Genomic DNA, 25,709 nt, shown 5'->3' on the forward strand with positions numbered 1-25,709 from the left:
ACTCCCGTTCGCTTCAATCGCTTCAATCGCTTCAATCGCTTCATACCCCAGAGGATCCCCATGTCATTCGCCCGCACAGCCACCCGCCGATCCGTTCTCGGTGCCGCCGCCGTCTCCGCCGCTCTCGTCCTCACGGGTTGCGTCCCAGGGGAAGGGTCCGGCGGGTCCCCCGCCGCGAACGCCGCCGTCGAGAGCGGCACGCTTAACATCGATTTCGCCACCTACAACCCGCTGAGCCTGGTCATCAAGGAGAAGGGCTGGCTTGAGGCCTCCCTCAAGGACCAGGGCGGCACCGTCAACTGGGTCCAGTCCGCCGGGTCCAACAAGGCCAACGAGGCGCTGCGCTCCGGCGCGATCGACATCGGTTCCACCGCCGGGTCCGCCGCGCTGCTGGCCCGCGCCAACGGTTCCCCGATCAAGACCATCGACATCTACTCGCAGCCGGAATGGGCCGCCCTGGTGGCGAAGGAGTCCTCGGGCATCACCACCGTGGCGGACCTCAAGGGCAAGTCCGTGGCCGCGACGAAGGGCACCGACCCGTACTTCTTCCTGCTGCAGTCGCTCTCCGACGCCGGGATCTCCGCCAAGGACGTCACGGTGCAGAACCTGCAGCACGCGGACGGCCGGGCCGCGCTGGAAAACGGCTCGGTGGATGCCTGGTCGGGGCTGGACCCGATCATGGCCGGCGCGGAGCAGAAGGGCGCCAAACTCTTCTACCGGAACCTCTCGTTCAACACCTACGGCTTCCTCAACGCCACGGAATCCTTCCTGAAGGCCAGGCCGCAGCAGGCGCAGGCCGTCGTCAACGCCTACGAGAAGGCACGCGCCTGGGCCGCCGCCAACCCGGACGAGACGGCCCGGATCCTCGCCGACGTCGCCGGCCTGGACCTGGCCGTCGCGAAGACCGTGGTGCTGGAGCGCAGCAACCTGGACGTGGATCCGGCACCGGGCGAGGCCCAGCGGCAGGTCCTGGCGAAGATCGGCCCCACGTTCGTGGAGACCGGCGACGTCGCCAGCCAGCAGCAGATCGACGACGCCGTCGCCTCCCTTCTTGATGACTCGCTGGTGAGGAAGGCGGACACATCCGCCATCAAGGTTTCCTGATGACACAGCTAAGGACATCCGCCGCCACCGGTACTAATGTTGCAGACGGGCGCGCTGCAGCCAACGGCTGGGCGCGTCTGCTCCTTGGGTTGATCATTCCCGCCGCGGTGCTGGCCGCCTGGCAGCTGTCCACCGCTGCCGGGGTTTTCAGCGTGGTCCAGCTCCCCCCGCCGGCCATGGTGCTGGAGGCCGCAGCCGACCTCCTGCAGCGCGGGCAGCTCGGCCAGCACATCGCGATCTCCACCCAGCGGGCACTGATTGGCTTCGCCGCCGGCGCGGCCCTGGGACTGGTGTTCGGCGCGCTGGTGGGCCTGTCCAGGTTCGCCGACGCCCTGCTCGCGCCGACCATCGGCGCCCTCCGCGCCGTCCCCTCGCTGGCGTGGGTGCCGCTGCTGATTTTGTGGATGAGGATCGGCGAGGACTCCAAGATCACGCTGATCCTGATCGGCGCGTTCTTCCCGGTATTCACCACCGTCTCCCTGGCCCTGCGCCATGTGGACCGGAACCTGGTGGAAGCGGCACGCGCGTTCGGTCTCAGGGGCGTCAGGCTGCTGACCACGGTGCAGCTGCCGGCCGTGGTGCCGGCCGTTTTCTCCGGCCTCCGGCTGGCGCTGGCCCAAGCCTGGCTGTTCCTCGTGGCCGCCGAACTGATCGCCTCCTCGATGGGGCTCGGCTTCCTGCTCACGGATTCGCAGAACAACGGCCGCACGGACCGGCTCCTGCTGGCCATCGTGTTGCTCGCCGTCATCGGAAAAATCACCGACGCCCTGCTGGGCCTTGCCGAGAAATGGGCGGTCAAACGATGGGCCTAACCACACAGACGGACCCGACCAGCCACCCGGTCACGGAGGACGAGCGCCTCTCCTTCTGGGAGGAAGCGGCCCTCCGGCTCGACTGGGAGGACGTTCCCGGGCAGGACAAGGCCTGGCACACCACCCACCGCCGGGTCCCGGCCGACGTCAGCGCCGGCACCGGCCCGAACATCACCTGGTTCGACGGCGGCCGGCTCAACGTCGCCTACAACTGCGTCGACCGCCATGTCGCGGCGGGACGCGGGGACAAAGTGGCCCTGCACTTCGAGGGCGAGCCGGGCGACCGCCGCACCATCACCTACGCCGGACTACAGCGCGAGGTCTCCCGGGCCGCCAACGCCCTGCTGGAGCTCGGCATCACCAAGGGCGACCGGGTGGTCATCTACCTTCCGGTCATCCCGGAAACCGTGATCATCACCCTGGCCGTGGCCCGCATCGGCGCCATCCACTCGCTCGTCTTCGGCGGATTCTCCGCCGAGGCACTCAGGTTCCGGGTGGAGGACACCGGCGCCAAACTGCTCGTCACCACCGACGGGCAGTTCCGCCGCGGCGTCCCCGTGCCGGTCAAGGACAACGCGGACGCTGCCGTCGCCGGGGACAACGCGATCGAGCATGTCCTGGTGGTCAACCGCACCACCGCACCGGAGGACCTGGACACCGTCCCGATGACCGCGGGCCGGGACGTCTGGTGGCATGACGCCGTCGGGCAGGCCTCCGCGGACCACACGCCGGAAGCGTTCGACGCCGAGACGCCGCTGTTCATCATGTACACCTCCGGCACCACCGGCAAGCCCAAGGGCCTGGTCCACACTTCCGGCGGCTACCTCACCCAGGCGTCCTGGAGCTTCGAGCACCTCTTCAGCAACCCGGATCCGGCCCTCCGCGACGGCGATGTCCACTGGTGCACGGCCGACCTCGCCTGGGTCACGGCCCACACCTACGAGCTGTACGGCCCGCTCTCCAACGGCGCCACCCAGGTGATCTTTGAGGGCACGCCCAACACCCCGCACCCGGGCCGGCACTTCGAAATCATCGAACGCTACGGCGTCACGCAGTACTACACCGCTCCCACCCTGATCCGCTCGCTGATGGGCTGGTTCCCCGACGGCGTCCCGGCCGGCTACGACCTCTCCTCCATCCGCCTGCTCGGCACGGTCGGCGAGGCCGTCAACCCCGAGGCGTGGCGCTGGTTCCGGAAGAACGTCGGGTCCGGCACGGCTCCGGTGGTGGACACCTGGTGGCAATCCGAAACCGGGGCCACCATCCTCTCCCCCGCACCAACTGACACCGAGTTCAAGCCCGGCTGCGCTGCCCGCCCGCTGCCCGGTGTCAGTACCCGGATCGTGGACGCCGCCGGCAACACGGTCCCGCCGGGCGTCCAGGGCTTCATTGTGGTGGACGGCCCCGGCCCCGCCATCGCCCGCACCGTCTGGGGCAACCCGCAACGCTATTTCGACTCGTACTGGCGCCAGTACGCCGAGCAGGGCTGGTTCCTCGCCGGTGACGGCGCCAAGTACGACGACGACGGCGACATCTGGATCCTCGGGCGGGTGGACGACACCCTGAACGTCTCCGGTCACCTGCTCTCCACGATCGAGATCGAATCGGCCCTCGTCTCGCACCCGGACGTCGTGGAGGCCGGCGTCTGCCCGGTCGCGGACCCGAAGTCCGGCCACGCCGTCGTCGCGTTCGTGGTGCTGAAGTGTTCGGCGGCCACCGAGGACATCGCGTCCGCATTGAAGGCGCACGTCGCGAGGGAGATCGGACCGATCGCTAAGCCGCGCGACGTCGTCGTCGTTGCTGATGTCCCGAAGACCCGCAGCGGCAAGATCATGCGCCGGCTGTTGACCCAGCTGTTCGAAGGAACCACGCTGGGCGACACGACCTCGCTGCAGAACGAACCGTCGATCGCCGGCATCCAGACCGTCCTGCGTGAACGCAATGACACACCCGAAACACCCAGAAGTAAGGAACATCCATGACTGAAATCAGCAACGTCGCCCGTCTTTCCGATCCGCTCAAGTTCGCCTACTGGGTTCCGAATGTCTCCGGCGGCCTCGTGGTCTCCACCATCGAACAGCGCACCGGCTGGGACTTCGAGTACAACAAGAAACTGGCCCGGATCGCGGAGAACTCCGGCTTCGAATACGCCCTCACCCAGACCCGCTACGCCGCCTCCTACGGCGCGGACAAGCAGCACGAGGCCACCTCGTTCAGCCTCGCGCTGCTGGCCGCCACCGAACGGCTCAAGGTGATCTCCGCCGTCCACCCTGGCATGTGGCACCCCGGCGTGCTGGCGAAGTTCATCATCACCGCGGACCACATCTCCAACGGCCGCGCCGCCGTGAACATCGTCTCCGGCTGGCTCAAGGCGGAGTTCGAGAACTTCGGCCTCGAATGGCTCGAGCACGACGAACGCTACGTCCGCACCGAGGAGTTCATCAAGGTCCTCCGCGGGCTCTGGACCGAGCAGGACTTCAGCCAGTCCGGCAAGTACTACAACATCGCCGACTTCACCCTCCAGCCGGCCCCGGTGGACGTGCCGGGCCGTGCGCACCCGGAGATCTTCTTCGGCGGCAACTCCACCGCAGCGCAGGCCACGGCCGGCCGGGTGGCGGACTGGTACTTCTCCAACGGCAAGGACCTCGAAGGCTTCAAGGAGAACATCGCCGGCGTGGTCGCCGCGGCCGGCGAGACCCGCCGCGGGACCGAGGGTGCGCTCCCGGCCGCGTTATCCTCCCACCTCCCCGCACTCCCCGCACCTAGGTTTGGCCTGAACGGTTTCGTGATCGCCCGCGACTCCGAGAAGGAAGCCCGGGACACCCTCCGCGAGATCGTCGCGAAGGCGCACAAGCCCGCCGTCGAGGGTTTCCGTGCCGCGGTTCAGGAAGCCGGGGCGTCCACCAAGGACGGCAAGGGCATGTGGGCCGACTCCAGCTTCGAGGACCTGGTCCAGTACAACGACGGTTTCAAGACCCAGCTGATCGGCACCCCGGAGCAGATCGCCGAGCGGATCGTGGAGTTCAAGAAGATCGGCGTGAACCTGTTCCTCACCGGCTACCTGCACTTCCAGGAGGAGGTCGCGGCCTTCGGCCAGGACATCCTGCCGATCGTCCGCGATCTCGAAGCGGACCTAGCACGCAAGAACGGCACGGAACTGAACCTGTCCGGCACCCCGGCGGCCAACGCCGGCTCAACCAGCGGGCTGGTGAACGCGTAATGGCCGACCGCAAGTTCGGCTTCCGCACCCGCGCCCTGCACGCCGGCGGAACGCCCGACGCCGAGCACGGCGCCCGGGCCGTGCCGATCTACCAGACCACCTCCTTCGTGTTCAAGGACACCCAGGACGCCGCCAACCTCTTCGCGCTGCAGAAATACGGCAACATCTACTCCCGGATCGGCAACCCCACGGTCGCCGCGTTCGAGGAACGCATTGCCTCCCTGGAGGGCGGCATCGGCGCGGTGGCCACGTCCTCGGGCATGGCCGCGGAGTTCATCACCTTCGCTGCGCTCACCCAGACCGGCGACCACATCGTCGCCGCCTCCCAGCTTTACGGCGGCACCGTCACCCAGCTGGACGTCACGCTGCGCCGCTTCGGGGTGGACACCACGTTCGTGCCCGGCACCGACCCGGCGGACTACGCCGCGGCGGTCCGCGAGAATACCAAGGCGATTTTCGTCGAGGTGGTGGCCAACCCGTCCTCGGAAGTCCAGGACCTGGAGGGTCTCGCTAAAGCAGCGCACGACGCCGGCATCCCCCTCGTCGTCGACGCCACCCTGAGCACGCCCTACCTCGTGCGGCCGATCGAACACGGGGCCGACATTGTGATCCACTCGGCCACCAAGTTCCTCGGCGGACACGGCACCACCCTGGGCGGCGTGATTGTCGAAAGCGGGCGCTTCAACTGGGGCAACGGCAAGTTCCCCACGATGACCGAACCGGTGGCGTCCTACGGCAACGTCTCCTGGTGGGAGAACTTCGGCGAGTACGGCTTCCTGACCAAGCTCCGCTGCGAGCAGCTGCGCGACATCGGACCCGCACTGTCGCCGATGTCCGCGTTCCAGCTCCTGCAGGGCGTGGAAACCCTCCCGCAACGCCTGGACGAACACCTCAAGAACGCCCAGGCCGTCGCGGAATGGCTCGAGGCGGACGAGCGTGTGGCCTACGTGAACTTCTCCGGCCTGCCCTCGCACCCGCACTTCGAGCGGGCGAAGAAGTACCTGCCGCTCGGACCGGGCTCGGTGTTTTCCTTCGGGGTGAAGGGCGGCCGGGCCGCGGGCCAGAAGTTCATCGAGTCCCTGCAGCTGGCCTCGCACCTGGCCAACGTCGGCGACTCACGGACCCTGGTGATCCACCCCGGCTCCACCACACACCAGCAGCTCAGCCCCGAACAGCTCGAATCCGCCGGTATCCCCGAGGACCTGATCCGGATTTCGATCGGGCTGGAAGACATCGAGGACATCCTCTGGGACCTTGACCAGGCCCTGGACGTTGCCTCCGTCGGCGAGGCAGCCTCGGACGCGTCCGCACGCGGCTTAGACACACCGCCTCGTTCCTCGGCGGCGCGATGCGCCGCTTCCGCGGACGCATCAGAGGCTGACACCTGCACGATCGGAGCACTGTCTTGAGCAGCGAAGAAACCCGCACCTGGGCCGGACCGTCGGCGCCGGAACGGCTGAACCTGCTGCGGCAGGCGAAATCGATCGCGATTGTGGGCGCCTCGGACAAGCCGTCCCGGGCGAGCTACTTTGTGGCGACCTACCTGCAGTCCTCCACGCGCTACAAGGTGTACTTCGTGAACCCGGTGGTCAAACAGATCCTGGGCGAGCCGACGTACGCCTCCCTCGCGGACCTGCCGGAGAGCCCGGACATCGTGGACGTGTTCCGCAAGCACGATGACCTGCCGGGCGTCCTGGACGAGGCCATCGCCGCGGGCGCCAGGACGCTCTGGCTGCAGCTCGGCTCCTGGCACGAGGACGTCGCGAAGGAAGCGGAAGCCGCCGGGCTCGACGTCGTGATGGACCGCTGCGTGAAGATTGAGCATGCCCGGTTCCACGGCGGCCTGCACCTGGCCGGCTTCGACACCGGGGTCATTTCCTCCAAGCGGCAGATCCTGGCCTAGCGCCTCCCGCGGGTCCGGACGCCGGTCCTGGCCCGCGGGTCCGGACGCCGAAATCGCGGGTAACCTGCGGGCTCGCCGTAACGAAACGGCGAGCCCGCACGTTACCCGCGACCGCGGGCGGACCGCCAAAGGATTAGGGCTGGCCGGGAACCACGGGCAGCACGCCGGGAAACGTCGGGGCCGGCAGCGGAACCGCGGGAATGCCTCGGTCCCCGCTAGAGCCGGGGAGCCGGAGTGTCTCCGGCGTGACCGTACGCTGGGAGGGCGTCGGAAGGACTCTGTCGGGTACCGCAGCAGGCGGAGTGGCAGCAGCGCCGGGCTCCGCGGGAACGACAGGAACGGGTCCCGGTGCCGCGGGATCATCGGCGGCCGCGGGAGCAGTCGTGTCGCCAGGCGCCTTCGACGGCACGGGGGCTGCCGGAATGTCCGCCGGCGACGGGCGGGCAGGCTTCGGAGCCGTATCAGCCGTCACGGCGGGCGGCTGGAAGATGGTACCCACGGTGTGGCCCACGTTTTCGCGGAAGGCCTCGCTGGATGCGGCCACAGCACCGGCCCCAAGTGTCATCGCACCCAGGACGGCGCCGCTGACGACAGCCAGCCTGCGCTTGCGTCCGCGGCGCTCGGCGAGGCTCGTAACGCCCGCCGGAAGGGGCTCTTCGCCGGAAGCCGGCACTGACGGTAGAGCGAGCAGCGCAGCGAGGTCGGCGCGGGGCGCGGGGGCCCGATCCGGGACCACGGCGCTGAGCTCTTCCAGGCAGCGGCGGAGTTCCGTGGAAGCCTCAAGGCCGGCATCATGGAGCATCGCCTGGATGGGGCCCTCCTGCTGGGGTTCGCGTGTGCCGGTCATGATGCTGCGTGGTCCTTTTCGGTGACGAGTTCGCGCAGGGCGCTGAGCCCGCGTCGTTGAAGCTGTTTGATGGCACCCGGCGACTTGTCCATGATGCGGGCCACCTGTTCGATAGAGAGGTCTGCGACGATCCGCAGGACCAGCACTTCCCGTTGCTCCTCGTTGAGCCGGGAGAGTGAATCCGCAATGCCGCCCAGCGAGCTGAGCATCTCGTCCTCGGCGGAGGGGAAGTACCGCGAGTCATCCCGGGGGTCGTACTCTGCCAGGTACGGGGTGCGTTCTGCCCGCCGGTGGTAGTCCACCAGACGGGCATGGGCGACGGAGAAAATGAAGGTCCGCAGCCCGGTATGGCCGCCGGTGACGTTGGCCAGTTTCGGCAGGACGTCGACAAAGACATCCTGGGTGAGCGCCTCGGCGTCGTCCACCCCGCGGGCCCGGAAATAGCCCAGCACCGCCGGTGAAATGACCGAGTAGACCGCGCCAAAACCTGATGGGTCGCCAGCCAAGGCTGCTGACAATTCATCATCGTTTAGCTGCTCTGCCAAGAGAGGCTGTCCTTCCGGTTACTGCTGGGGTGCGGCCCCGGCAAGTGTAGCGGCCGCACCCCGGGATGCCTCCAAGGGAGGCGTTTGATGCCTACTTGTTGAGCTCGGGAAGCTCGTCCGACGGCAGGGTGGGAACGGCCGGCACGGCCGCGACAGCGGGGACAGCCTTGGCGCCGGGAAGGGCAGGAACAGCGACGGTCACGTCTGCGTGGGCTTCGGCCTCGGCAGCGCCCCTGGCATTTGCTGCACCCTCGACGGAGGCCCCGCCCTTGTCAGCGGCAACGGATGCTTCGGCGCCCGCAACGCTGGTGTCGCCCTCGGCAGAGCCGTCGACGGACGGGGACGCCGGAACCGCGGGGACAGCCGGGACGGCGGGAAGTTCTGGGGTCCCCGGAACCGCGGGGACGGCGGGGACAGCCGGAATGGCGGGGGTTGCCGGGACGGCGGGAGTAGCGGGGGACACTTCAGCCTGCTGGGTGTTCGAAACCTGGGCCGCGTTGGCCAGGCCGACTCCTGAGAATCCTCCAACAGCGAGAATCGCGGCGCCGACAGCAATCTTGGTGGTCTTGCTAACACTCTTCATAAGAAACGTACATCCTTTGTTTTTTGTGTGAAGGCCGGCTGCGGCCAGATGGGCAGCCAACAGCCCGCGCCTTCGGTGGAAGGCCGGCCAGCGCCTCATGGGGGCGGACGCCGGTCTGCACTTGCAGTGGAAGGCCAGCCCGAGTCTTATGGGTCCATCCTCCGGAGGCGCTTACAAAGGGGTAATCGCCGGGGCGCCCCAAAAGGTTACGCACCGGGCGGAAGTTTCTGTTTTTTCTTGCCGGGCCGACAGCTCCCGGCACCCAAAAAGTCTTAACGACGGCGGCGGGCCACCTTCCCAGGTGACCCGCCGCCGTCGTGCGTCTGCTGTCGAAGTGTCAGACAGTGTCAGTCAAGGATCAAATCGTTGATCACGATCGTCTGGTCGCGGTCCGGGCCGACGCCGATCGCCGAGAAGCGCGTGCCGGAGAGCTTCTCGAGGGCCAGCACGTAGTTCTTGGCGTTCTCCGGGAGGTCCTCCAGGGTGCGGGCGCCGGTGATGTCCTCGGTCCAGCCTTCGAAATGCTCGAAGATCGGCTTGGCGTGGTGGAACTCGGTCTGCGTCATTGGCATTTCATCGTGCCGGACGCCGTCGACGTCGTAGGCCACGCAGACCGGGATCTGCTCGATGCCCGTGAGCACGTCCAGCTTGGTGACGAAGTAGTCCGTGAACCCGTTGACGCGCGAGGCATGGCGCGCCAGCACGGCGTCGTACCAGCCGCAGCGGCGCGGCCGGCCGGTGTTGACGCCGAACTCGCCGCCCGTCTTCTGCAGGTACATGCCCATCTCGTCGAACAGCTCCGTGGGGAAGGGGCCTGCGCCCACCCGTGTGGTGTACGCCTTGATGATGCCGATGGAGCGCGAGATGCGGGTGGGGCCGATGCCGGAGCCCACGGAGGCGCCGCCGGCCGTCGGGTTCGAGGAGGTCACGAAGGGGTAGGTGCCATGGTCGACGTCCAGGAACGTGGCCTGGCCGCCCTCCATGAGGACCACCTTGCCCTCGTCCAGGGCGGTGTTCAGGACATAGGTGCTGTCGATGACCAGCGGGCGGAGCCGCTCGGCGAAGGACAGGAAGTACTCCACGATCTCGTCCACCTCGATGTCGCGGCGGTTGTACACCTTGACCAGGAGTTCGTTCTTCTGCCGCAGCGACCCTTCGACCTTCTGGCGCAGGATGGAGGCGTCAAAGACGTCCTGGACGCGGATGCCGAGGCGGGCCACCTTGTCCATGTACGCCGGGCCGATGCCGCGGCCGGTGGTGCCGATGGCGCGGGAGCCGAGGAACCGCTCGGTGACCTTGTCCAGGACCTGGTGATAGGGCGCCACGAGGTGGGCGTTGGCGGAGACCCGCAGCTTGGACGTGTCGGCGCCGCGGGCCTCCAGCCCGTCGATCTCCTGGAACAGGGCTTCCAGGTTCACCACGCAGCCGTTGCCGATGATCGGAATCGCGTTGGGGCTCAGGATGCCGGCCGGAAGGAGCTTGAGCTCATACTTCTCACCGCCTACGACGACGGTGTGCCCGGCGTTGTTGCCGCCATTGGGCTTGACGACGTAGTCGACTCGGCCACCAAGCAGGTCAGTGGCCTTACCTTTGCCTTCGTCGCCCCATTGGGCTCCGACGATCACGATTGCTGGCATGGGATCCTCCCCCATTCGTTCGGGCCGAAGTCCGCATGACCCACCAGGGTGGTCAGCGGAACTCAGCGCCGTTCATGAGAATGCCCCGAATCTACCGCTGTTGCTCTTACCATCAACGCCAGAGTCCGGGGCTCTTACCACCCAAGTTTAGCCGATCACGGTCGCGGCAGTTCATTTGACCATCCAATGGACTTCCCGCCGGCCGCGGCCCGCGGCCCGGCGTCCAGCCCGCGGAACTTCGGCGCACGCACTTGCGCCGGCCGGCCGGGTGGAATTAGGTGAGAGTTGACCATCCCGAGCGGCCGAGGGACCTGGACCGTTGACGCCGCAGCAACCCTGCCCGGACAGGACCTAGTGACGGCAAGGGTGCTACCGCCAGGACCGATGGAAAGGAAGCGCCACATGCGCCAGAAGGACCTCGGCATCGATATCCCCAACGACGGCGAATACGGGCCCGTCCTCCGGGATCCTGGCGCACTGCAAGAGTGTCACGCAGCCAAAGATTGCCGGCCCGCTGCACTACACCGGGCAGGCCCTCGTGGGCTCGGACATCGCCAACCTCAAAACCGGCCTGGCCGCCGCCGGACTGGCAGAGGGCTTCGTAGCGTCCCTCTCCCCCGGCTCCTGCGCCCGCGTCGCCAACGAGTACTACAAGACCGATGAGGAACTCCTCTGCGCCTGCGCGGACGCCATGCGCGAGGAGTACAAGGCCATCATCGACGCCGGACTCACCATCCAGCTCGACGATCCGTCGCTGGCCGAAAGCTGGGACCAGATCAACCCGGAACCGAGCCTGACGGACTACCTCACATTCATCCAGCTCAGGGTCGAAGCCACCAACTGGGCCCTGCTCGGCCTCCCCCAGGAGCAGATCAGGCTGCACGTCTGCTGGGGCTCCTGGCACGGCCCGCACACCACGGACATCCCCTTCGCGGACATCATCGGCTCCGTGCTGCAGATCAATGCCGGCGGCTACTCCTTCGAGGCCGCCCACGTCCGCCACGAGCACGAATGGCGCGTCTGGGAGGACACCAGGCTCCCCGATGGAAAGGTCATCATCCCCGGCGTCGTGTCCCATGCCACCAACGTCGTAGAACACCCCGATCTGGTGGCGGACCGGATCGTGCGCTTCGCCAACTTGGTGGGCCGGGAAAATGTGATTGCTTCCACAGACTGCGGCCTCGGCGGCCGAGTGCACCCGCAAATCGCCTTCGCCAAGCTGGAATCCCTGGGGGAAGGCGCCCGCCGCGCCACCGCACGGCTCTGGTAACCGGCCTCGACAGAAACGTCATTTCCCAGGGCTTGATAGACTAATAAGGATCGACCAGGAATCGGTCCACACCACATTTTCAAACCACACCGTAACTTGGCATGCCCCGGTGCCCGGCATGCCGAGTAGGGTCTGGCAGCTTTACCAATCCCGCAGGAGACTCAGCAATATATGACAGCCTTGGCCACTGAAAATTCACGCGAACAGCTTCTGAGCCGCCGCTACGAACCTAGCGTTGCAGCCGTCAACGAACTGTGCGACACGCTGCAGGCAACCAAAGCTGGCACGAACGTCCCGTATGTGGACCCGCTGCACGACGTCGACGAGTGCCGGATCATCAGCCTCTTCTCGAACATCGGAACCGAGGACGAGTCCGGGTTCATCACTGCCGGTGACGAGGAAGCGGCCACCCGCCTGCTCGGCGTCCAGTGGAAGCTCGGCCTGCGGCCCGAGTACGTGATGCCCTGGAACGTCCACCCCTGGTACGTGCCGGGCGAGCCCAACGGCAAGTTCACGCCGGACCAGATTTCCGCAGGCTTGAAGCCGCTGCTGAAGTTCCTCGCCGTCGTGCCCCGCGCCTCGGTGATCGTCGCTCACGGCACCGAAGCCAACCGCCTCGCGAACCTGCTCCTGAAGACTGAGGTGCCGATGATCTGGCGCCGCGGCCTCAAGACCTACAAGGTCCGCTCGCTCAGCGGCCGCGCCTTCGCCGGCACCCCGGCCCGCCAGGAGCAGTACCTCGACGAGATGGGCACCGTCTACGCGGATGCCATGGCCCGCACCGGCTTGGCCAAGACCAGCTAGTTTCCCGCAACAACGACGGCGGGCGCCCACCTCACTGGTGGACGCCCGCCGTCGCACTTTAACCAACAACGCGGGGCTTAACGAACAACGCGGGGTCACTCCCGGTCCATCCCAGGGTGCGGGATGGGCCGGGAGTGACCCCGCGTTGTGGTTGGTGGTTAGCGCTTTTCGGCTTCGATGGCTGCCTTGGCGGAGGGGTCCGAGTCGTTAAGGAACTTCTCGATCCGCTCCGGCTCCTCGGCCTCCCCGATCGCAGCGGAGGCCCGGCCCAGCGAATACAGGGCACGGAGGAAGCCGCGGTTCGGTTCGTGCTCCCACGGGATGGGTCCGACGCCGCGCCAGCCGTTGCGGCGCAGCGAATCCAGGCCGCGGTGGTAGCCGACGCGGGAGTAGGCGTAGGAATCGATGGTCCGTCCCTCGCTCCACGCTTCCTCGGCCAGCACGGCCCAGAGCAGCGAGGACGTCGGGTGCTTTTCCACCAGGTCCAGGGCTTCCTGGCCCGCGTCCAGCGCCGCGTAGACCGCGGTCTCGGCGGGCAGGAGCGTGGGCTCGGGACCCATCAGGTTCTTGCGGAACTCTTCCGACATGCCTAGAACGTCTTGCCGGTGGAGCCGAGCTGCTGGGCAGCCTCGACAACGCGGGCCGCGAGGCCGGCCTCGGCGGAGGCGCCCCAGACGCGCGGGTCGTACAGCTTCTTGTTGCCGACCTCGCCGTCGACCTTCAGCACGCCGTCGTAGTTGCGGAACATGTGGTCCGCCACGGGGCGCGTGTAGGCGTACTGCGTGTCGGTGTCGATGTTCATCTTGATCACACCGTAGGAGACGGCGTCGGCGATCTCCTTCTCGGAGGAGCCGGAGCCGCCGTGGAAGACCAGGTCGAACGGGTTGGCCTTGCCGATTTTGGCGCCGACCTGCTCCTGGATGTCCTTGAGGATCTCCGGGCGGAGCTTGACACCGCCGGGCTTGTAGACGCCGTGCACGTTGCCGAAGGTCAGCGCCGTGATGTAGCGGCCGTTCTCGCCGGCGCCGAGGGCGTCGATGGTGGCGAGGGCGTCCTCGACCGTGGTGTACAGCTTGTCGTTGATGGCGTTCTCGACGCCGTCTTCCTCGCCGCCGACGGTGCCGATCTCGACCTCAAGGATCATCCGGGCTGCAGCGGTGCGCTCCAGCAGTTCACGGGCGATCCGCAGGTTTTCCGGCAGGGTCTCGGCGGAGCCGTCCCACATGTGGGAGTTGAAGAGCGGGTTGCGCCCGGCCTTGACCTCGGCTTCGGAGGCCGCCAGCAGCGGCAGGACGAAACCGTCGAGCTTGTCCTTGGGGCAGTGGTCCGTGTGCAGGGCGATGTTGACGCCGTAGTTCTTGGCGACTTCGCGGGCAAACGCGGCGAAGCCGAGCGAACCGGCCACCATGTCCTTGGTGGAGGCACCGGACCAGTAGGCGGCGCCGCCGGTGGAGACCTGGACGATGCCGTCGGACTCGGCCTCGGCGAAGCCGCGGAGGGCCGCGTTGAGGGTCTGGGAGGACGTGACGTTGACGGCGGGGAACGCGAAGCCACCCGTCTTAGCGCGGTCGATCATCTCGGAGTAGATCTCTGGGGTTGCAATGGGCATGCTGACTCCTAAAGTGAGTTTCGTCTGCGGGCTGGGCTCACCCTGGAGTGAACCTCGTCGGCTAGGAACCATCCTAGCCATTCCTTCGCCCGGGCAGTGGTTACGGTCACTCGGGCCTGTAATACTCGCCGCGCGGAATCACGTTCGCACAACTTCCACCTCACGCAGGCCCTGCCGCTACCCCGGGAGCTGGTTGAACACGTGCCGGCGGATCCATGCGTGCATCGCGATGGCCGCGGCCGAGGCGGCATTGATCGAGCGGGTGGAGCCGAACTGCTCGATCGACAGGGTGTCCACCGCCGCTTCGTGGACCTCGGGGGACAGCCCCGGGCCTTCCTGGCCGAACACCAGCACGCAGTCCCGGGGCAGTTCATAGGTTTCCAGCGGGACGGAGTCCGGGAAGATGTCGATGCCGATGATCGCCAGGCCCTCCCCCTGCGCCCACGCCACGAAGTCCGCGACGGTCGGGTGGTGCCGGATGTGCTGGTACCGGTCGGTGACCATGGCCCCGCGGCGGTTCCACCGGCGTCGCCCGATGATGTGGACTTCCTTGGCCAGAAAAGCATTGGCGCTGCGCACGACAGTGCCGATGTTCATGTCGTGCTGCCAGTTTTCGATCGCGATATGGAAGTTGTGCCGCTTGGAGTCCAGGTCCGCGACAATCGCCTCGTGCTTCCAGTAGCGGTATTTGTCCACCACGTTGCGGCGGTCCCCGTCCGCCAGGAGGTCCGCGTCCCAGTGCGCGCCTTCCGGCAGTTCCCCCTCCCAGGGCCCGACGCCGACCTCGGCCTTAGGCTCCGCCGCCGGCTCCCGGCTGCCCTCTCCTGCGGTCAAGCTGCCGGAAAGGGTTTCGCTGGGGGTCTCGGGTTCAGTCACGACTCAACACTAGACTGGGACTGGCATCGGCACCCTATCAGCGGAGGACAGCATGGCGGAGCAGCAGGCAGAGCACAGCGACGACGCGGACCACGTGCGTTCATTCAAGTCCGTGTACCGCAGCGGCCAGGAGATCGAGTGCTGGCTGACCGACATGGACGGTGTCCTGGTCCACGAAAACCAGCCCATCCCCGGCGCCGCGGAACTCATCCAGCGCTGGGTGGACACGTCCCGGCGCTTCCTCGTGCTGACCAATAACTCGATCTTCACACCCCGGGACCTCGCCGCCCGGCTGAAGAGCTCGGGCCTGGAAATCCCCGAAGAGAACATCTGGACCTCGGCCCTGGCCACCGCCCAGTTCCTCAAGGACCAGGTGCGCGGCTCGGATTCCGGCAACCGCGCCTACACGATCGGCGAGGCGGGCCTGACGACGGCGCTGCACGAGGCCGGCTTCATCCTCACCGACCAGGACCCGGACTTCGTGGTGCTCGGCGAAACCCGGACCTACTCCTTTGAAGCCATCACCATGGCCATCCGGCTAATCCTGGGCGGGGCGCGGTTCATCGCCACGAACCCGGACGCCACCGGCCCCTCGAAGGACGGCCCCATGCCGGCCACCGGGGCGATCGCGGCGCTCATCACGAAGGCCACCGGCCGGGAACCCTACATTGTGGGCAAGCCGAATCCGATGATGTTCCGCTCGGCCATGAACCAGATCGACGCGCATTCAGAAACCACGGCCATGATCGGTGACCGGATGGACACTGACATCATCGCGGGGATGGAAGCGGGGCTGCACACGGTGCTGGTGCTCAGCGGCATCACCCACAAGGACGACATCGCCGCCTACCCGTTCCGTCCCAACCAGATCCTGAACTCCGTGGCCGACCTGAAGAACCAGATCTGAGTCCTGTCCCCTAGAAGGCGGTCTTCTTGCCTCCGCCGGAGGGAAGCGGGAGGATCTGGTCCTGCAGCTCCTCGATGACCGGCCGGTAGATGAACGGGTTCCAGCCCGGGCTGGCGTGCGCCGGCTGGGCGCCGTCGGTCCGCAGCGAGTCCGCGGCCATGTTGGCTTTGAAGGTCAGCGACCACGAGTCACGGGCCGTCTCGTAGTCGACCGTCCGGTCCCGCGGGTTGCCGATGAAGGCCATCCGGGTCCCGCCGAGTTTTCCGGCGAAGCGGGTCGCGTCGTAGTGGTAGATGTAGGCGGACTCGGACTGGATCAGCACGCTGGAGGGTGCAATCGGCGAGAGCTGTTCCAGGGTCTGGTCCACGACCTGACCCCAGCTGCGCTCGTCCTTGTGCATCATCCGCTCACCAAGTTCGTAACCGCCGCGCAGCACCGAGGGGAACCGGAAGCCGCTCTCGTAGAGGAACACAACCCCCTCGAACCAGCTCTGGTCCAGCACGTCGTATTTGCTGTACGGGCTGGAGTCCAGCAGGATAAACGCCACTTCAATCCCGTGCAGTTCCCGGAGCCGGGCGGCGACCTGGGTGGCCACCATGCCGCCGAAGCTGTGGCCGTAGAAGTAGAACGTGGACAGTTGATGCGCCCTCGCGTGCTCGACCACGGCGATCACGATCTGGTCGATGTCGAGGCCCACATTGGAATAGCCGACGGCGGCGAGCTGGCCGCGCTTGTTCAGCGCACCACGCAGCGCGTTCAGGATCCACAGGGCTTCCTCCCAGCTCGTCTTGTAGCCGGGAAAGAGGAACCAGCTGGCGTTGGGAAAGTACCGTTCGGCGGTCTCGTCCGGGACCGGGAGTATCCTGTGAACGCGTCGTTCGGCCTGCACACGCCGGGTCAGCAGCATATCAGCCGCCAGCACGGAGGCGGCGCCGGCACCGGTCAGAAAGCCCCGCCGGGAGAACCGCCGGAGTTCGGCGGCGTGCCGAAGCACACGGGCGTCGGCATCGCCGGCCCCGCCCACATCCTCAACTTCGGGCTCACTCGGCACATCTCTACCGTAGCCACCGGGGAACGCGGATCAGCAACAGCACCGGATAACAGCTCCGTTACAGCCTGGTCCTGCCGGCGCCGCCTACACCGGTTCCGGTTCCCGGCCCATCCCGGGGCGGCTGATTTCGAGCCCGACGTCGAGGCCGACGGTTTCCAGTCCGGCCTGCCGGCGGCTGATTTCGAGGCCGATCTCGTCGTAAGTCGCGAGGAGCTGCGACCGGGCCATGTCCGCCGGATTGTCCAGCAGGCCGAACACAGAGTCGCTCGCGGCGAGCAGTTCGGCATCGGAGAAAACGTTCAGCGGCCGGGTCCCGGAGGTGTCAATGGATGCGGTGAAATCCGCTGAGAGGTCGAGGGACGGCAGCGCGGTGACGTCGGTACGCAGGGACGGACTCAGCTCAAGGGACACGCCGGCGGAGCTCGGCAGGGCTCCGCCGGCGTGTCCGAGCGCGGCGGCGCCGTCGATCGTGTTCAGGTCTTTGCGGAGGCCTGCCAGGGCCGAGGATTCCACGAAGGCTGCGTGCCCGAGATTCACCCGGATATGGGATGTGATGCCCATCCGGCGGACGCGCTGGATCAGCTGCATCAAAGCGGGGCGGGAGTGCTGCGTCAGGCTGCCCCGGACATCGATCCGGAGAACATCCGAGGCGATGTCCAGCTTGGCGTGGGCGTTCAACGAGGTGTCCATAGGTACTCCAAAAAAGGGTGTCTACGGCCGACGGCTCAACCTCGATCAGCGTATCGGGCAGCCGGAGGGGCGCACAAGTCATACGCCGGTACCGGTTAGCCGGTTTCTCTCCGGCCGGGCTCCTCGAAGTGGGTACGCGATGCGGTGCCGCCCACAGTCTGGACCAGGGATGCGGCGATGTCACGCAGCTTGACGTTGCCGTTGCTGGACGCGTCGGTGAGGATCCGGACGGCTGTCTCCTGGTTGCAGCGGTTCTGCGCCATGACGATCCCGATGGCCGTGTCGATCACGGTGCGGGACTCGAGGGTGGCCCGGAGGTTAGTCGCACTGTCAGTGTGCAGCGAGAAGCGGACCGCGAGCCGGAGGGCCTGCGAGATCTCGCGGGTGTACCCGCGCGCCCGGGCGGCAACGTCGCCGTCGAACTTGTGCGGCACGTCGGAGTACAGGTTCAGCGCCGCCTGGGCCTCGCCCTGCAGGTGGAACGGGACCGAAAGCACCGAGCGAAGGCCGTGCGACGCGACGGCGTTGGCATAGTCCGGACCCCAGCGGTCCTCATCGAACAGGTCCGGAACGTAGACTTCCCGTTCCTCCTGGGCCGCCGTCAGGCACGGGCCCTGCGAGAGCCGGTACTGGATTTCGTCCACTTCGCGGGCGGAGTCGCTGCTCCAGCCGATGGTCGCGGCCTTGCGGTCGCGCAGCAGGGTGATGCCGCACAGGGCATCGTCGCCGGTGCCGGCGACCTGGTGGGCAGAGAAACGAGCGAGTTCGTTGAGGAAGTCCTCAAAATCGGCGCTGTCCAGGATGAGGTTCTGGATCTGGTCGACGGTGCTGAGGGGCTCAGATTCGAGGATTTCTTCGGGCAGGAGCATGGCGCTTGGTCTCCGGAGGGTGGGGTGGATATCTGAAAATGATAATTCACGGTCAATCCGCCGTCCACACGCGTCCGCTGACGGGTGGACCCCTAGCTTAGGCCGAGTTCGTCCTTGCCGTAGGCGAAGAGGTAGGGAACTCCGGCCTCTGCCTCGATCTTTTCCTTGGCACCCGTGTCGCGGTCCACGATCACGGCGACGGCGACCACGTTGCCGCCGGCCCGGCGGACGCCCTCGACGGCGGTCAGCGCGGAGCCTCCGGTCGTGGAGGTGTCCTCCAGCACCAGCACCCTGCGGCCATCGACCGAGGGGCCCTCCACCTGGCGGCCCATGCCATAGGACTTCTGCGCCTTGCGGACCACGAACGCGTCCACAGGGCGTCCGGCGTCGACGGCGGCGTGCATCACGGCGGTGCCCACCGGGTCGGCACCCATGGTGAGTCCACCGGCGCACTCGAAGTCGATGCCGGCGTCGTCCAGCATCGACAGCATGACCTGGCCGACAAGCCTGGAGGCCTCGTGGTGGAGCGTGATCCGGCGCAGGTCGATGTAGTAATCGGCCTCGGCGCCGCTGGAGAGGATGACCTTGCCGCGCACGACGGCCAGCTCCTTGATGAGTTCAAGCAGGCGGGCACGGGCGGCAGCGGTGTCAGCTTCGAGAGCACTGTTGGCAGTCATGGGACCCAGTTTAGTGGCTGGCCGGCACCGGATCCCCAGCCGGACACTTTGATGTCGGACCCGCCGCCCGACGGTGCGCTGAGACCGCGGGGCGCTCGGGCTACGAGTGCTGCGCGGCGCGGCGGGCGAATGAGGGCGCGTGCTCCGGCCGCGGTCCGAACGCGATGAAGCGCGGCATCACCCTGCCAATGGCCGGGATGCGCCTGCCCAGGAACAGCAGGACGGCCGGCGCCCCCGCCCGCTTTCCGGTCATGATCGGACCGAAAATCAGGCGGTGCATGATCCGCTGTACGGTCTGGACAATCACCGTGGGTCTCTGACGCCGCCGTTGGACCTTGGCCAATTCGGCGCGTGGCACCTGACCGCGGAGCAGCGCAGGGGCAAGGATATCCGCGGTGGCCACGGCGTCCTGGACGGCAAGGTTGATCCCGACTCCGCCCGCCGGGGACATGGCATGGGCGGCGTCGCCGATGCAGAGCAATCCGTTGATGTGCCATTGGCGGAGCCGGTCCAGGCGCACGTCCAGCCAGCGCAGATCCTCCAGCGACGCGATGGCGTCCACTCGGTCGGCGAGGTCCGGGCGGAGCGCTGCGATCCGGCGTCGGAAGCCCTCAATGCCCTCGGCGCGGATCCGGGCGTCCGTTCCCTTCGGTGCCAGATACCCCATCTGGTAGTAGTCGGTGCGGTTGAGCGCCACGAGGGCCTCACCCCGGCCGAAGGCGGGAACGATCCCCGCCACGGCGCCAGGCTCGGAGGCGTAGCGCGGCAGGCGGAACCACCAGGCGTCGAACGGCACGGGATACTCTTTCGGGGCCAGACCCGCCGCGGCGCGCAGTGCGGAATGGCGCCCGTCCGTCGCCACCACCACATCCGCCCTGATCTCTCCCCCGGCCCCGTCAGCGGTCCGGTAGCGGACCCCCATGACCCGGCCGCCGTTGCGGACCAGCGACGTTCCCTTGTGGCCCATCCGCAGGCTGAAGGACGGTTCCTCGGCGGCGGCGTCGGCCAGGAAGTTCAGGAAGTCCCATTGCGGCATCATGGCCACGTAGTTGTAGGGCGGCGGGAGCGTATCGAAGTTGCCCACGGTCACGGGCGGACCGCCGGGCACCGGGAAGGCGACGTTGCTCAGCCGGCTTTGCGGCAGCCGGCGGAACTCCTCGCCCAGGCCCAGCTCATCGATCAACCGGATCGTGGAGGCATGGACGGTGTCGCCGCGGAAGTCCCGGAAGAAATCATTGTGCTTCTCCAGCACAGTGACCTGCACACCGGCCCGCGCCAGCAGCAGTCCCAGCATCATGCCCGCCGGCCCGCCGCCGACCACCACACATCCGGTCTTCTCCATGGCCATACGCTACGCCTGCGCACGGTGAAGAGGGAGGGGTTTTCGCGGCGGTTTCAGACCGGCGCGGCCGTTTCAGACCGGCGCGGCCGTTTCAGACCGGCGCGGCCGAGATCCGCGTAGCGCCGGTCCGAAAGCGCAGCGCCGCCCGAAATCCACAGCGCCAGCCGGACGGACACAGTTGAGCGCGGTTGACACTGCTGGCTAGGCTTTGAGTCATGCGTGAACTCCAGGCGAAGATCATCGAAGAAATGGGCGTGCTGCCCCGGATAGACCCCGCCGGGGAGGTGCGTAAACGCGTCACGTTCCTCAAGGATTACCTGAAGGCGACCCACACCAAGGGCTTCGTCCTCGGAATCTCCGGGGGGCTGGACTCCTCCCTCGCCGGCAGGCTGGCCCAGCTGGCCGTCGAAGAGCTCGCGGCCGAAGGTGTGGAGGCGAACTTTGTCGCCGTCCGGCTCCCCTATGGTGTGCAGCACGACGAGCACGACGCCCAGGCGGCCTTGGACTTCATCCAGGCCAAGACCGAGTGGACGTTCAACATCTCCGCGGCCGTGGATGGCTTTGAGGACGAATTCGAGAAGACCGTGGGCAACGGGATCTCCGACTTCCACAAGGGCAACACCAAAGCCCGCACCCGCATGATCGCGCAGTACGCCCTCGCCGGCGAGCACAATTATCTGGTCATCGGCACCGACCACGGCGCGGAATCGGTCACCGGCTTCTTCACCAAGTACGGCGACGGCGGCGCGGACATCCTCCCGCTGTTCGGGCTGAACAAGCGCCAGAACCGTGCCCTACTTGCCGAACTGGGCGCCCCGGCCCGGATCTGGGAGAAAGTGCCCACGGCCGATCTCCTCGACGGCCAGCCCGGCCGCACCGACGAGGACGAACTGGGCCTCAGCTACGACACGATCGATGACTACCTTGAGGGCCGCGACATCCCGGTGGCCGCAGCCGAGCTCATCGAAGAAAAATACCTCCGCACCCGGCACAAGCGCACCGTCCCGGTCACCATCTTCGACACCTGGTGGACGTAGCCGGCCCCAGCTAGTCAGCGGTCCGTCCGTCCGGGGGCACTTTGAGCCCTGGCCGGACGGCTTCGGACGCCAGGGCCGGCGTATCCGTGCCAATGTGCCCCCGGACGTCCGAAGGCCAGTAACGCCCGACGTCGGGACTCACGTTGCCGGGCCCGCAAGGGTCCCGCAGGCGACCGGGCCAGGCGGCCGGGGCCCAGATGGTGCCTTGCGACTAGGTGGTGCCCTGCAGCCGCGTGGAAACCCGGTGCGCTTCTTCCATCAGCAGGCGGCCCAACATCGCCTGGCGCTCTCCCTTGAAACGCGGCTCGATGCCGGTCAGTGACAGCGCCCAGGCCGGCCGGCCGCGCGGGTCGAACACGGCCGCCCCCATCCCCCAGCTGCCTTCCAGCACCAGCCCCGGATTCACCGAATAGCCGGTCTGGCTCGTCGCAGCCAGGTTGGCGCGGACCCGGGCCTCGGTGTGTGCTGCCGCGAAACTGCCCGCGTGCGCGGCCCAGCCCGCCAGCAGTTCTTCCTGCTCCGCCTCGGGCAGGAACGCCATGATGGCGGTCCCGGCCGAGGCGACCCCCAGCGGGAAGCGGACGCCCTCGTGCAGCACAAAGGACCGCACCGGGAAGCTGCCCTCCTCCCGGAGCAGGCACACCGTTTCGGCGCCGCGCCGGATGGAGAAGAACGCACTTTCGCCGGTCTCCTCGGCGAGCCGGCGGAGGCTGGGCCGGGCGAGGTCCTCCAGCGGAAACCGCGCCGAGGCCACCGAACCCATCAGCAGGATCTCCGGTCCCAGCACCCAGTTGCCGCTGGCCGGGTCCTGGTCCAGTAACCCCTCGGCGGCCAGCGAACTGAGCAGGCGGTGCACGGTGGGGCGAGTGAGTCCGGATTCTTTGACGAGTTCCACGAGCGGGGAGCCCTCCGGCTTGCGACCGACAATGCGCAGCAGGGACGCGACGCGGCTAACGACTTGGGCGCCCTGGACCGGTGGTGAAGTCACAATTCCTCAAAACCTGATGTTAATGTTCCTGGATTATCCACATTGTGGATAGTCCACAGCCTACCGTCCACACTGTAATATCGGCACCTTTGAAGCCAAAATCATCCATTGACAGTCCGTATTTCGGCACCGTAGGCTCCAACACCAGAGGAACAGTCCACAAAGTGGATTGCGTCAAGAGCTCAATGAGGAGATGCGATGTCAAAGCTGAAATCCGGAGCGGCCGCCGCGCTGCAGGACGTTCTGCGGGACGGCATGACGCTCGCCGTCGGAGGCTTTGGCCTCAGCGGCATCCCGGCCGATCTGATCGAGGCAGTGCGCGATTCGGGCGTCAAGGACCTCACCGTGGTGTCCAACAACATGGGCGTGGACGGCAAGGGCCTCGGCGTGCTGATTGAAGCCGGCCAGGTCCGCAAGGTCATCGCCTCCTACGTGGGCGAGAACAAGCTCTTCGCCGAGCAGTACCTCGCCGGCAAGCTGGAGGTGGAGTTCACACCCCAGGGCACCCTGGCAGAACGCCTCCGCGCCGGCGGCGCCGGCATCCCGGCGTTCTACACCAAGACCGGCGTCGGGACCCTGGTCGCTGAAGGCAAACCGCTCGCGGAGTTCGACGGCGAGACTTTCGTCCTGGAACGTGCCATCAAGGCCGACGTTTCCCTGGTGCACGCGCACACCGCCGACACCGACGGCAACCTGATCTACCGCTACACCGCGCAGAACTTCAACCCCGTCGTCGCGGCTGCCGGCGCCGTGACCGTCGCGGAGGCCGAGGTCATCGTCGAGCCCGGCGCCCTGGACCCCAACCACATCACCACCCCCGGCGTTTTCGTCCAGCGCCTGGTCCAGGCCAGCGGCCGGGTCAAGGACATCGAACAGCGCACGGTCCGCTCCCGCACCGAGGCCGCCGACACCGCCGCCGCTTCCGTTCCGGCCTAAGCGCCGCCCCTACTTTCTTCAGGAGAAACATCATGGCTTGGACCCGGAATGAAATGGCTGCCATCGCGGCCGAAGAGCTCAACGACGGCGACTACGTCAACCTCGGCATCGGCATCCCCACGCTGGTCGCCAACAACCTGCGCGAGGGCGTCCGCGTCGTGCTGCAGAGCGAGAACGGCCTGCTCGGCATGGGGCCGTTCCCCTACGAGGGCGAGGAGGACGCCGACCTCATCAACGCCGGCAAGCAGACCGTCACCGTCCTGCCCGGCGGCAGCATCTTCGACTCCGCCGCCTCCTTCGGCATGATCCGCGGCGGGCACGTCAAGGTCGCCATCCTCGGCGCCATGCAGGTATCCGGCGACGGCGACCTCGCCAACTGGACCATCCCCGGGAAGATGGTCAAGGGCATGGGCGGGGCCATGGACCTCGTCGCCGGCACCCCGCGCGTCGTGGTCCTCACCGAGCACAACGCCAAGGACGGTACCGCCAAGATCGTCAAGGAATGCACCCTGCCCCTCACGGGGCTGAGCTGCGTGGACCGCATCATCAGCGACCTCGCGGTGTTCGACCTTGTGAAGAATGAACACGTTGCAGGCGGCGTCCGGCAGCTCACGCTGACCCGCCTCGCCCCGGGCGTCACCGTGGAGGAACTCCGCGGGAAGACCGAGGCCCGGTTCGACGTCGCCCCCTCCCTGGACACCCCCACCCTTGAAGCCAGCACCCTGGAAGGGGCAACCGCATGAGCCTGCGCGAACAGTTCGGCAAAGACGTCCTGCTGACCGGCTGGGGCCACAGCCGCTTCGGCAAACTCACGGACGAAACCCTTGAGTCCCTGATCGTCAAGGTCGCCACGGAGGCGATCGGCAACGCCGGGATCGAGCCGGGCCAGATCGACGAGATCTACCTCGGCCAGTTCAACTCCGGCATGATGCCGCTGGCGTTCCCGTCCTCGCTGGCCCTGCAGGTCTCGGAGCAGCTGGCCAACGTCCCGTCCACCCGGGTCGAGAACGCCTGCGCCTCCGGATCGGCCGCCTTCCAGCAGGGCACCAAGTCGCTGCTGGCCGGTACCGCGAAGACCGTCCTCGTGATCGGCGCCGAAAAGATGACCCACGCCGGGGCCGACGTCGTCGGGGCCGCCCTGCTCGGCGCCGACTACGACATGGCCGGCAAGGCCTCCAGCACCGGCTTCACCGGGCTCTTCGCCGAGGTCGCCAAGCATTACGAGAAGCGCTATGGCGCTGGCGCAGGGAACCTGTCGGACGTCCTGGGCACCATCGCCGCGAAGAACCACCGCAATGGCGTGGACAACCCCTACGCCCAGCTCCGCAAGGACCTCGGCGAGGAGTTCTGCCGCACCGTCTCGGACAAGAACCCGATGGTCGCCGACCCGCTGCGCCGCACCGACTGCTCGCCCGTGTCCGACGGCGCCGCCGCCGTCGTGCTCAGCGTCGCCCCGACGGGCGGCGCCACCGCCCCGGTCCGGCTTGCCGGGTTCGGCCACGCGAACGATTTCTTCCCCACCGAGCGCCGCGACCCCACCGCCTTCACCGCGACGCGCGCCTCCTGGCAGCGCGCGCTGGGGATGGCCGGCGTCGGGCTCGATGAGCTGGACTTCGCCGAGGTCCACGACTGCTTCACCATCGCCGAACTGCTCATGTACGAGGCCATGGGACTGACCGAACCGGGCCAGGGCTCCCGTGCCATCAAGGAAGGCTGGGTCTTCAAGGACGGCAAGCTGCCCGTCAACGTCTCCGGCGGGCTCAAGGCCAAGGGCCACCCCGTGGGTGCGACCGGCGTCTCGCAGCACGTCATCGCCGCGATGCAGCTCACCGGCACTGCCGGCGCGATGCAGCTGCCGAACCCGCGCCGGGGGGCCGTGCAGAACATGGGCGGGGTCGGCATCGCCAACTACGTCAGCGTGCTTGAAGCCGTCTAGGAAAGCCACCGCGGGGTCAGTTACGGCCGTTGCCGGGCGGCTTTATGGGCCGTGCCTGACCCCGCG

General features: G+C 67.3%; 25 protein-coding genes, 1 pseudogene and 1 riboswitch. Of the genes and pseudogenes, 13 read left to right on the plus strand and 13 right to left on the minus strand.

What is annotated here, in order from left to right; all coding sequences use genetic code 11:
• Nucleotides 1-60 precede the first annotated feature (60 nt).
• Genes QK291_RS00780 through QK291_RS00805 form a run of 6 tightly spaced genes read left to right on the plus strand, consistent with a single transcriptional unit; the run spans nt 61 to nt 7,039 of the window.
• Nucleotides 61-1,104 carry an aliphatic sulfonate ABC transporter substrate-binding protein gene (locus tag QK291_RS00780; RefSeq protein WP_282378152.1) on the plus strand — a complete coding sequence of 348 codons (1,044 nt, stop codon included), beginning with the start codon at nt 61-63 and terminating at the stop codon, nt 1,102-1,104.
• Entirely contained in the window at nt 1,104-1,916 is an 813-nt protein-coding gene (locus QK291_RS00785) for an ABC transporter permease (RefSeq protein ID WP_282378155.1), read from the plus strand. Before QK291_RS00780 ends, QK291_RS00785 begins: the two co-directional genes overlap by 1 nt.
• Entirely contained in the window at nt 1,907-3,898 is a 1,992-nt protein-coding gene (acs, locus tag QK291_RS00790) for an acetate--CoA ligase (protein ID WP_282378157.1), read from the plus strand. Before QK291_RS00785 ends, acs begins: the two co-directional genes overlap by 10 nt.
• On the plus strand, nt 3,895-5,136 hold the full coding sequence (gene sfnG, locus QK291_RS00795; RefSeq protein WP_282378160.1) for a dimethylsulfone monooxygenase SfnG: 1,242 nt from the start codon (nt 3,895-3,897) through the stop codon (nt 5,134-5,136). The genes acs and sfnG overlap by 4 nt, the downstream gene beginning before the upstream one ends.
• Complete coding sequence (locus QK291_RS00800) at nt 5,136-6,545, plus strand: O-acetylhomoserine aminocarboxypropyltransferase/cysteine synthase family protein (protein ID WP_282378162.1); 1,410 nt, start codon at nt 5,136-5,138, stop codon at nt 6,543-6,545. Before sfnG ends, QK291_RS00800 begins: the two co-directional genes overlap by 1 nt.
• The gene (locus tag QK291_RS00805) at nt 6,542-7,039 is read left to right on the plus strand and encodes a CoA-binding protein (RefSeq protein WP_282378164.1); all 498 of its coding nucleotides are present in this window, start codon (nt 6,542-6,544) and stop codon (nt 7,037-7,039) included. Before QK291_RS00800 ends, QK291_RS00805 begins: the two co-directional genes overlap by 4 nt.
• 133 nt (nt 7,040-7,172) lie before the next feature.
• Here the strand turns inward: QK291_RS00805 and QK291_RS00810 are convergent, their stop codons facing one another.
• The 4 genes from QK291_RS00810 to QK291_RS00825 all read right to left on the minus strand — a co-directional run bounded on the left by QK291_RS00810 (nt 7,173) and on the right by QK291_RS00825 (nt 10,651).
• Nucleotides 7,173-7,886: a hypothetical protein gene (locus QK291_RS00810; RefSeq protein ID WP_282378166.1), complete on the minus strand. Its 714-nt coding sequence runs from the start codon at nt 7,884-7,886 to the stop codon at nt 7,173-7,175.
• Nucleotides 7,883-8,431 (minus strand): sigma-70 family RNA polymerase sigma factor, encoded by a 549-nt coding sequence (locus QK291_RS00815; RefSeq protein ID WP_282378168.1) that lies wholly within the window; start codon nt 8,429-8,431, stop codon nt 7,883-7,885. The genes QK291_RS00810 and QK291_RS00815 overlap by 4 nt, the downstream gene beginning before the upstream one ends.
• Before the next feature lie 91 nt (nt 8,432-8,522).
• Nucleotides 8,523-9,014 (minus strand): hypothetical protein, encoded by a 492-nt coding sequence (locus tag QK291_RS00820; RefSeq protein ID WP_282378170.1) that lies wholly within the window; start codon nt 9,012-9,014, stop codon nt 8,523-8,525.
• A gap of 347 nt (nt 9,015-9,361) precedes the next feature.
• Nucleotides 9,362-10,651 (minus strand): adenylosuccinate synthase, encoded by a 1,290-nt coding sequence (locus QK291_RS00825; RefSeq protein ID WP_282378173.1) that lies wholly within the window; start codon nt 10,649-10,651, stop codon nt 9,362-9,364.
• A gap of 286 nt (nt 10,652-10,937) precedes the next feature.
• Nucleotides 10,938-11,042: riboswitch (SAM riboswitch) on the plus strand.
• 63 nt (nt 11,043-11,105) lie between these two features.
• Between QK291_RS00825 and QK291_RS00830 the strand changes: the two are divergent.
• Together QK291_RS00830 and QK291_RS00835 are read left to right on the plus strand one after the other, a co-directional pair.
• Nucleotides 11,106-11,921, plus strand: a pseudogene (locus tag QK291_RS00830) (epoxyalkane--coenzyme M transferase); the annotation flags it as partial.
• Between the two features lie 171 nt (nt 11,922-12,092).
• Nucleotides 12,093-12,725, plus strand: a complete 633-nt coding sequence (locus QK291_RS00835) for a uracil-DNA glycosylase (RefSeq protein WP_282378176.1) — start codon at nt 12,093-12,095, stop codon at nt 12,723-12,725.
• A gap of 158 nt (nt 12,726-12,883) precedes the next feature.
• On the opposite strand, the gene QK291_RS00840 is transcribed toward QK291_RS00835, so the two are convergent.
• The 3 genes from QK291_RS00840 to QK291_RS00850 all read right to left on the minus strand — a co-directional run bounded on the left by QK291_RS00840 (nt 12,884) and on the right by QK291_RS00850 (nt 15,168).
• The gene (locus QK291_RS00840) at nt 12,884-13,312 is read right to left on the minus strand and encodes a DUF3151 domain-containing protein (protein WP_282378181.1); all 429 of its coding nucleotides are present in this window, start codon (nt 13,310-13,312) and stop codon (nt 12,884-12,886) included.
• A gap of 2 nt (nt 13,313-13,314) precedes the next feature.
• Nucleotides 13,315-14,334: a class II fructose-bisphosphate aldolase gene (gene fbaA, locus QK291_RS00845; RefSeq protein ID WP_282378184.1), complete on the minus strand. Its 1,020-nt coding sequence runs from the start codon at nt 14,332-14,334 to the stop codon at nt 13,315-13,317.
• Nucleotides 14,335-14,511: 177 nt separating this feature from the next.
• Nucleotides 14,512-15,168, minus strand: coding sequence for a TrmH family RNA methyltransferase (locus QK291_RS00850; RefSeq protein WP_282378911.1), 657 nt, complete (start codon nt 15,166-15,168; stop codon nt 14,512-14,514).
• Nucleotides 15,169-15,262: 94 nt separating this feature from the next.
• Between QK291_RS00850 and QK291_RS00855 the strand changes: the two genes are divergently transcribed.
• Nucleotides 15,263-16,117: an HAD-IIA family hydrolase gene (locus QK291_RS00855; protein WP_282378187.1), complete on the plus strand. Its 855-nt coding sequence runs from the start codon at nt 15,263-15,265 to the stop codon at nt 16,115-16,117.
• A 10-nt stretch (nt 16,118-16,127) separates the two neighbouring features.
• Here the strand turns inward: QK291_RS00855 and QK291_RS00860 are convergent, their stop codons facing one another.
• From QK291_RS00860 to QK291_RS00880, 5 genes are all read right to left on the minus strand, one after another.
• Nucleotides 16,128-17,168 carry a thioesterase domain-containing protein gene (locus QK291_RS00860; protein ID WP_282378190.1) on the minus strand — a complete coding sequence of 347 codons (1,041 nt, stop codon included), beginning with the start codon at nt 17,166-17,168 and terminating at the stop codon, nt 16,128-16,130.
• A gap of 84 nt (nt 17,169-17,252) precedes the next feature.
• Entirely contained in the window at nt 17,253-17,858 is a 606-nt protein-coding gene (locus QK291_RS00865) for a hypothetical protein (RefSeq protein WP_282378193.1), read from the minus strand.
• A 95-nt stretch (nt 17,859-17,953) separates the two neighbouring features.
• On the minus strand, nt 17,954-18,727 hold the full coding sequence (locus QK291_RS00870; protein WP_282378195.1) for a GAF and ANTAR domain-containing protein: 774 nt from the start codon (nt 18,725-18,727) through the stop codon (nt 17,954-17,956).
• 92 nt (nt 18,728-18,819) lie between these two features.
• Nucleotides 18,820-19,404, minus strand: a complete 585-nt coding sequence (pyrE, locus tag QK291_RS00875; RefSeq protein WP_282378196.1) for an orotate phosphoribosyltransferase — start codon at nt 19,402-19,404, stop codon at nt 18,820-18,822.
• A gap of 100 nt (nt 19,405-19,504) precedes the next feature.
• The gene (locus QK291_RS00880) at nt 19,505-20,746 is read right to left on the minus strand and encodes an FAD-dependent oxidoreductase (protein ID WP_282378197.1); all 1,242 of its coding nucleotides are present in this window, start codon (nt 20,744-20,746) and stop codon (nt 19,505-19,507) included.
• A 215-nt stretch (nt 20,747-20,961) separates the two neighbouring features.
• Here QK291_RS00880 and nadE point away from each other — a divergent pair, with 215 nt between their 5' ends.
• Complete coding sequence (nadE, locus tag QK291_RS00885; RefSeq protein WP_282378199.1) at nt 20,962-21,783, plus strand: ammonia-dependent NAD(+) synthetase; 822 nt, start codon at nt 20,962-20,964, stop codon at nt 21,781-21,783.
• A gap of 211 nt (nt 21,784-21,994) precedes the next feature.
• On the opposite strand, the gene QK291_RS00890 is transcribed toward nadE, so the two are convergent.
• Entirely contained in the window at nt 21,995-22,771 is a 777-nt protein-coding gene (locus QK291_RS00890) for an IclR family transcriptional regulator (protein ID WP_282378200.1), read from the minus strand.
• Between the two features lie 198 nt (nt 22,772-22,969).
• On the opposite strand from QK291_RS00890, the gene QK291_RS00895 reads away from it, so the two are divergent.
• The 3 genes from QK291_RS00895 to QK291_RS00905 are packed head-to-tail and all read left to right on the plus strand — an operon-like array spanning nt 22,970 to nt 25,643.
• The gene (locus QK291_RS00895) at nt 22,970-23,707 is read left to right on the plus strand and encodes a CoA transferase subunit A (protein ID WP_282378201.1); all 738 of its coding nucleotides are present in this window, start codon (nt 22,970-22,972) and stop codon (nt 23,705-23,707) included.
• 32 nt (nt 23,708-23,739) lie between these two features.
• On the plus strand, nt 23,740-24,450 hold the full coding sequence (locus tag QK291_RS00900) for a CoA transferase subunit B (protein ID WP_282378203.1): 711 nt from the start codon (nt 23,740-23,742) through the stop codon (nt 24,448-24,450).
• Nucleotides 24,447-25,643: an acetyl-CoA acetyltransferase gene (locus QK291_RS00905; RefSeq protein WP_282378205.1), complete on the plus strand. Its 1,197-nt coding sequence runs from the start codon at nt 24,447-24,449 to the stop codon at nt 25,641-25,643. The genes QK291_RS00900 and QK291_RS00905 overlap by 4 nt, the downstream gene beginning before the upstream one ends.
• The last annotated feature ends 66 nt before the right edge of the window (nt 25,644-25,709 follow it).

The sequence above is a fragment of the Arthrobacter sp. AL12 genome (assembly GCF_029960645.1).
Classification (GTDB): domain Bacteria; phylum Actinomycetota; class Actinomycetes; order Actinomycetales; family Micrococcaceae; genus Arthrobacter.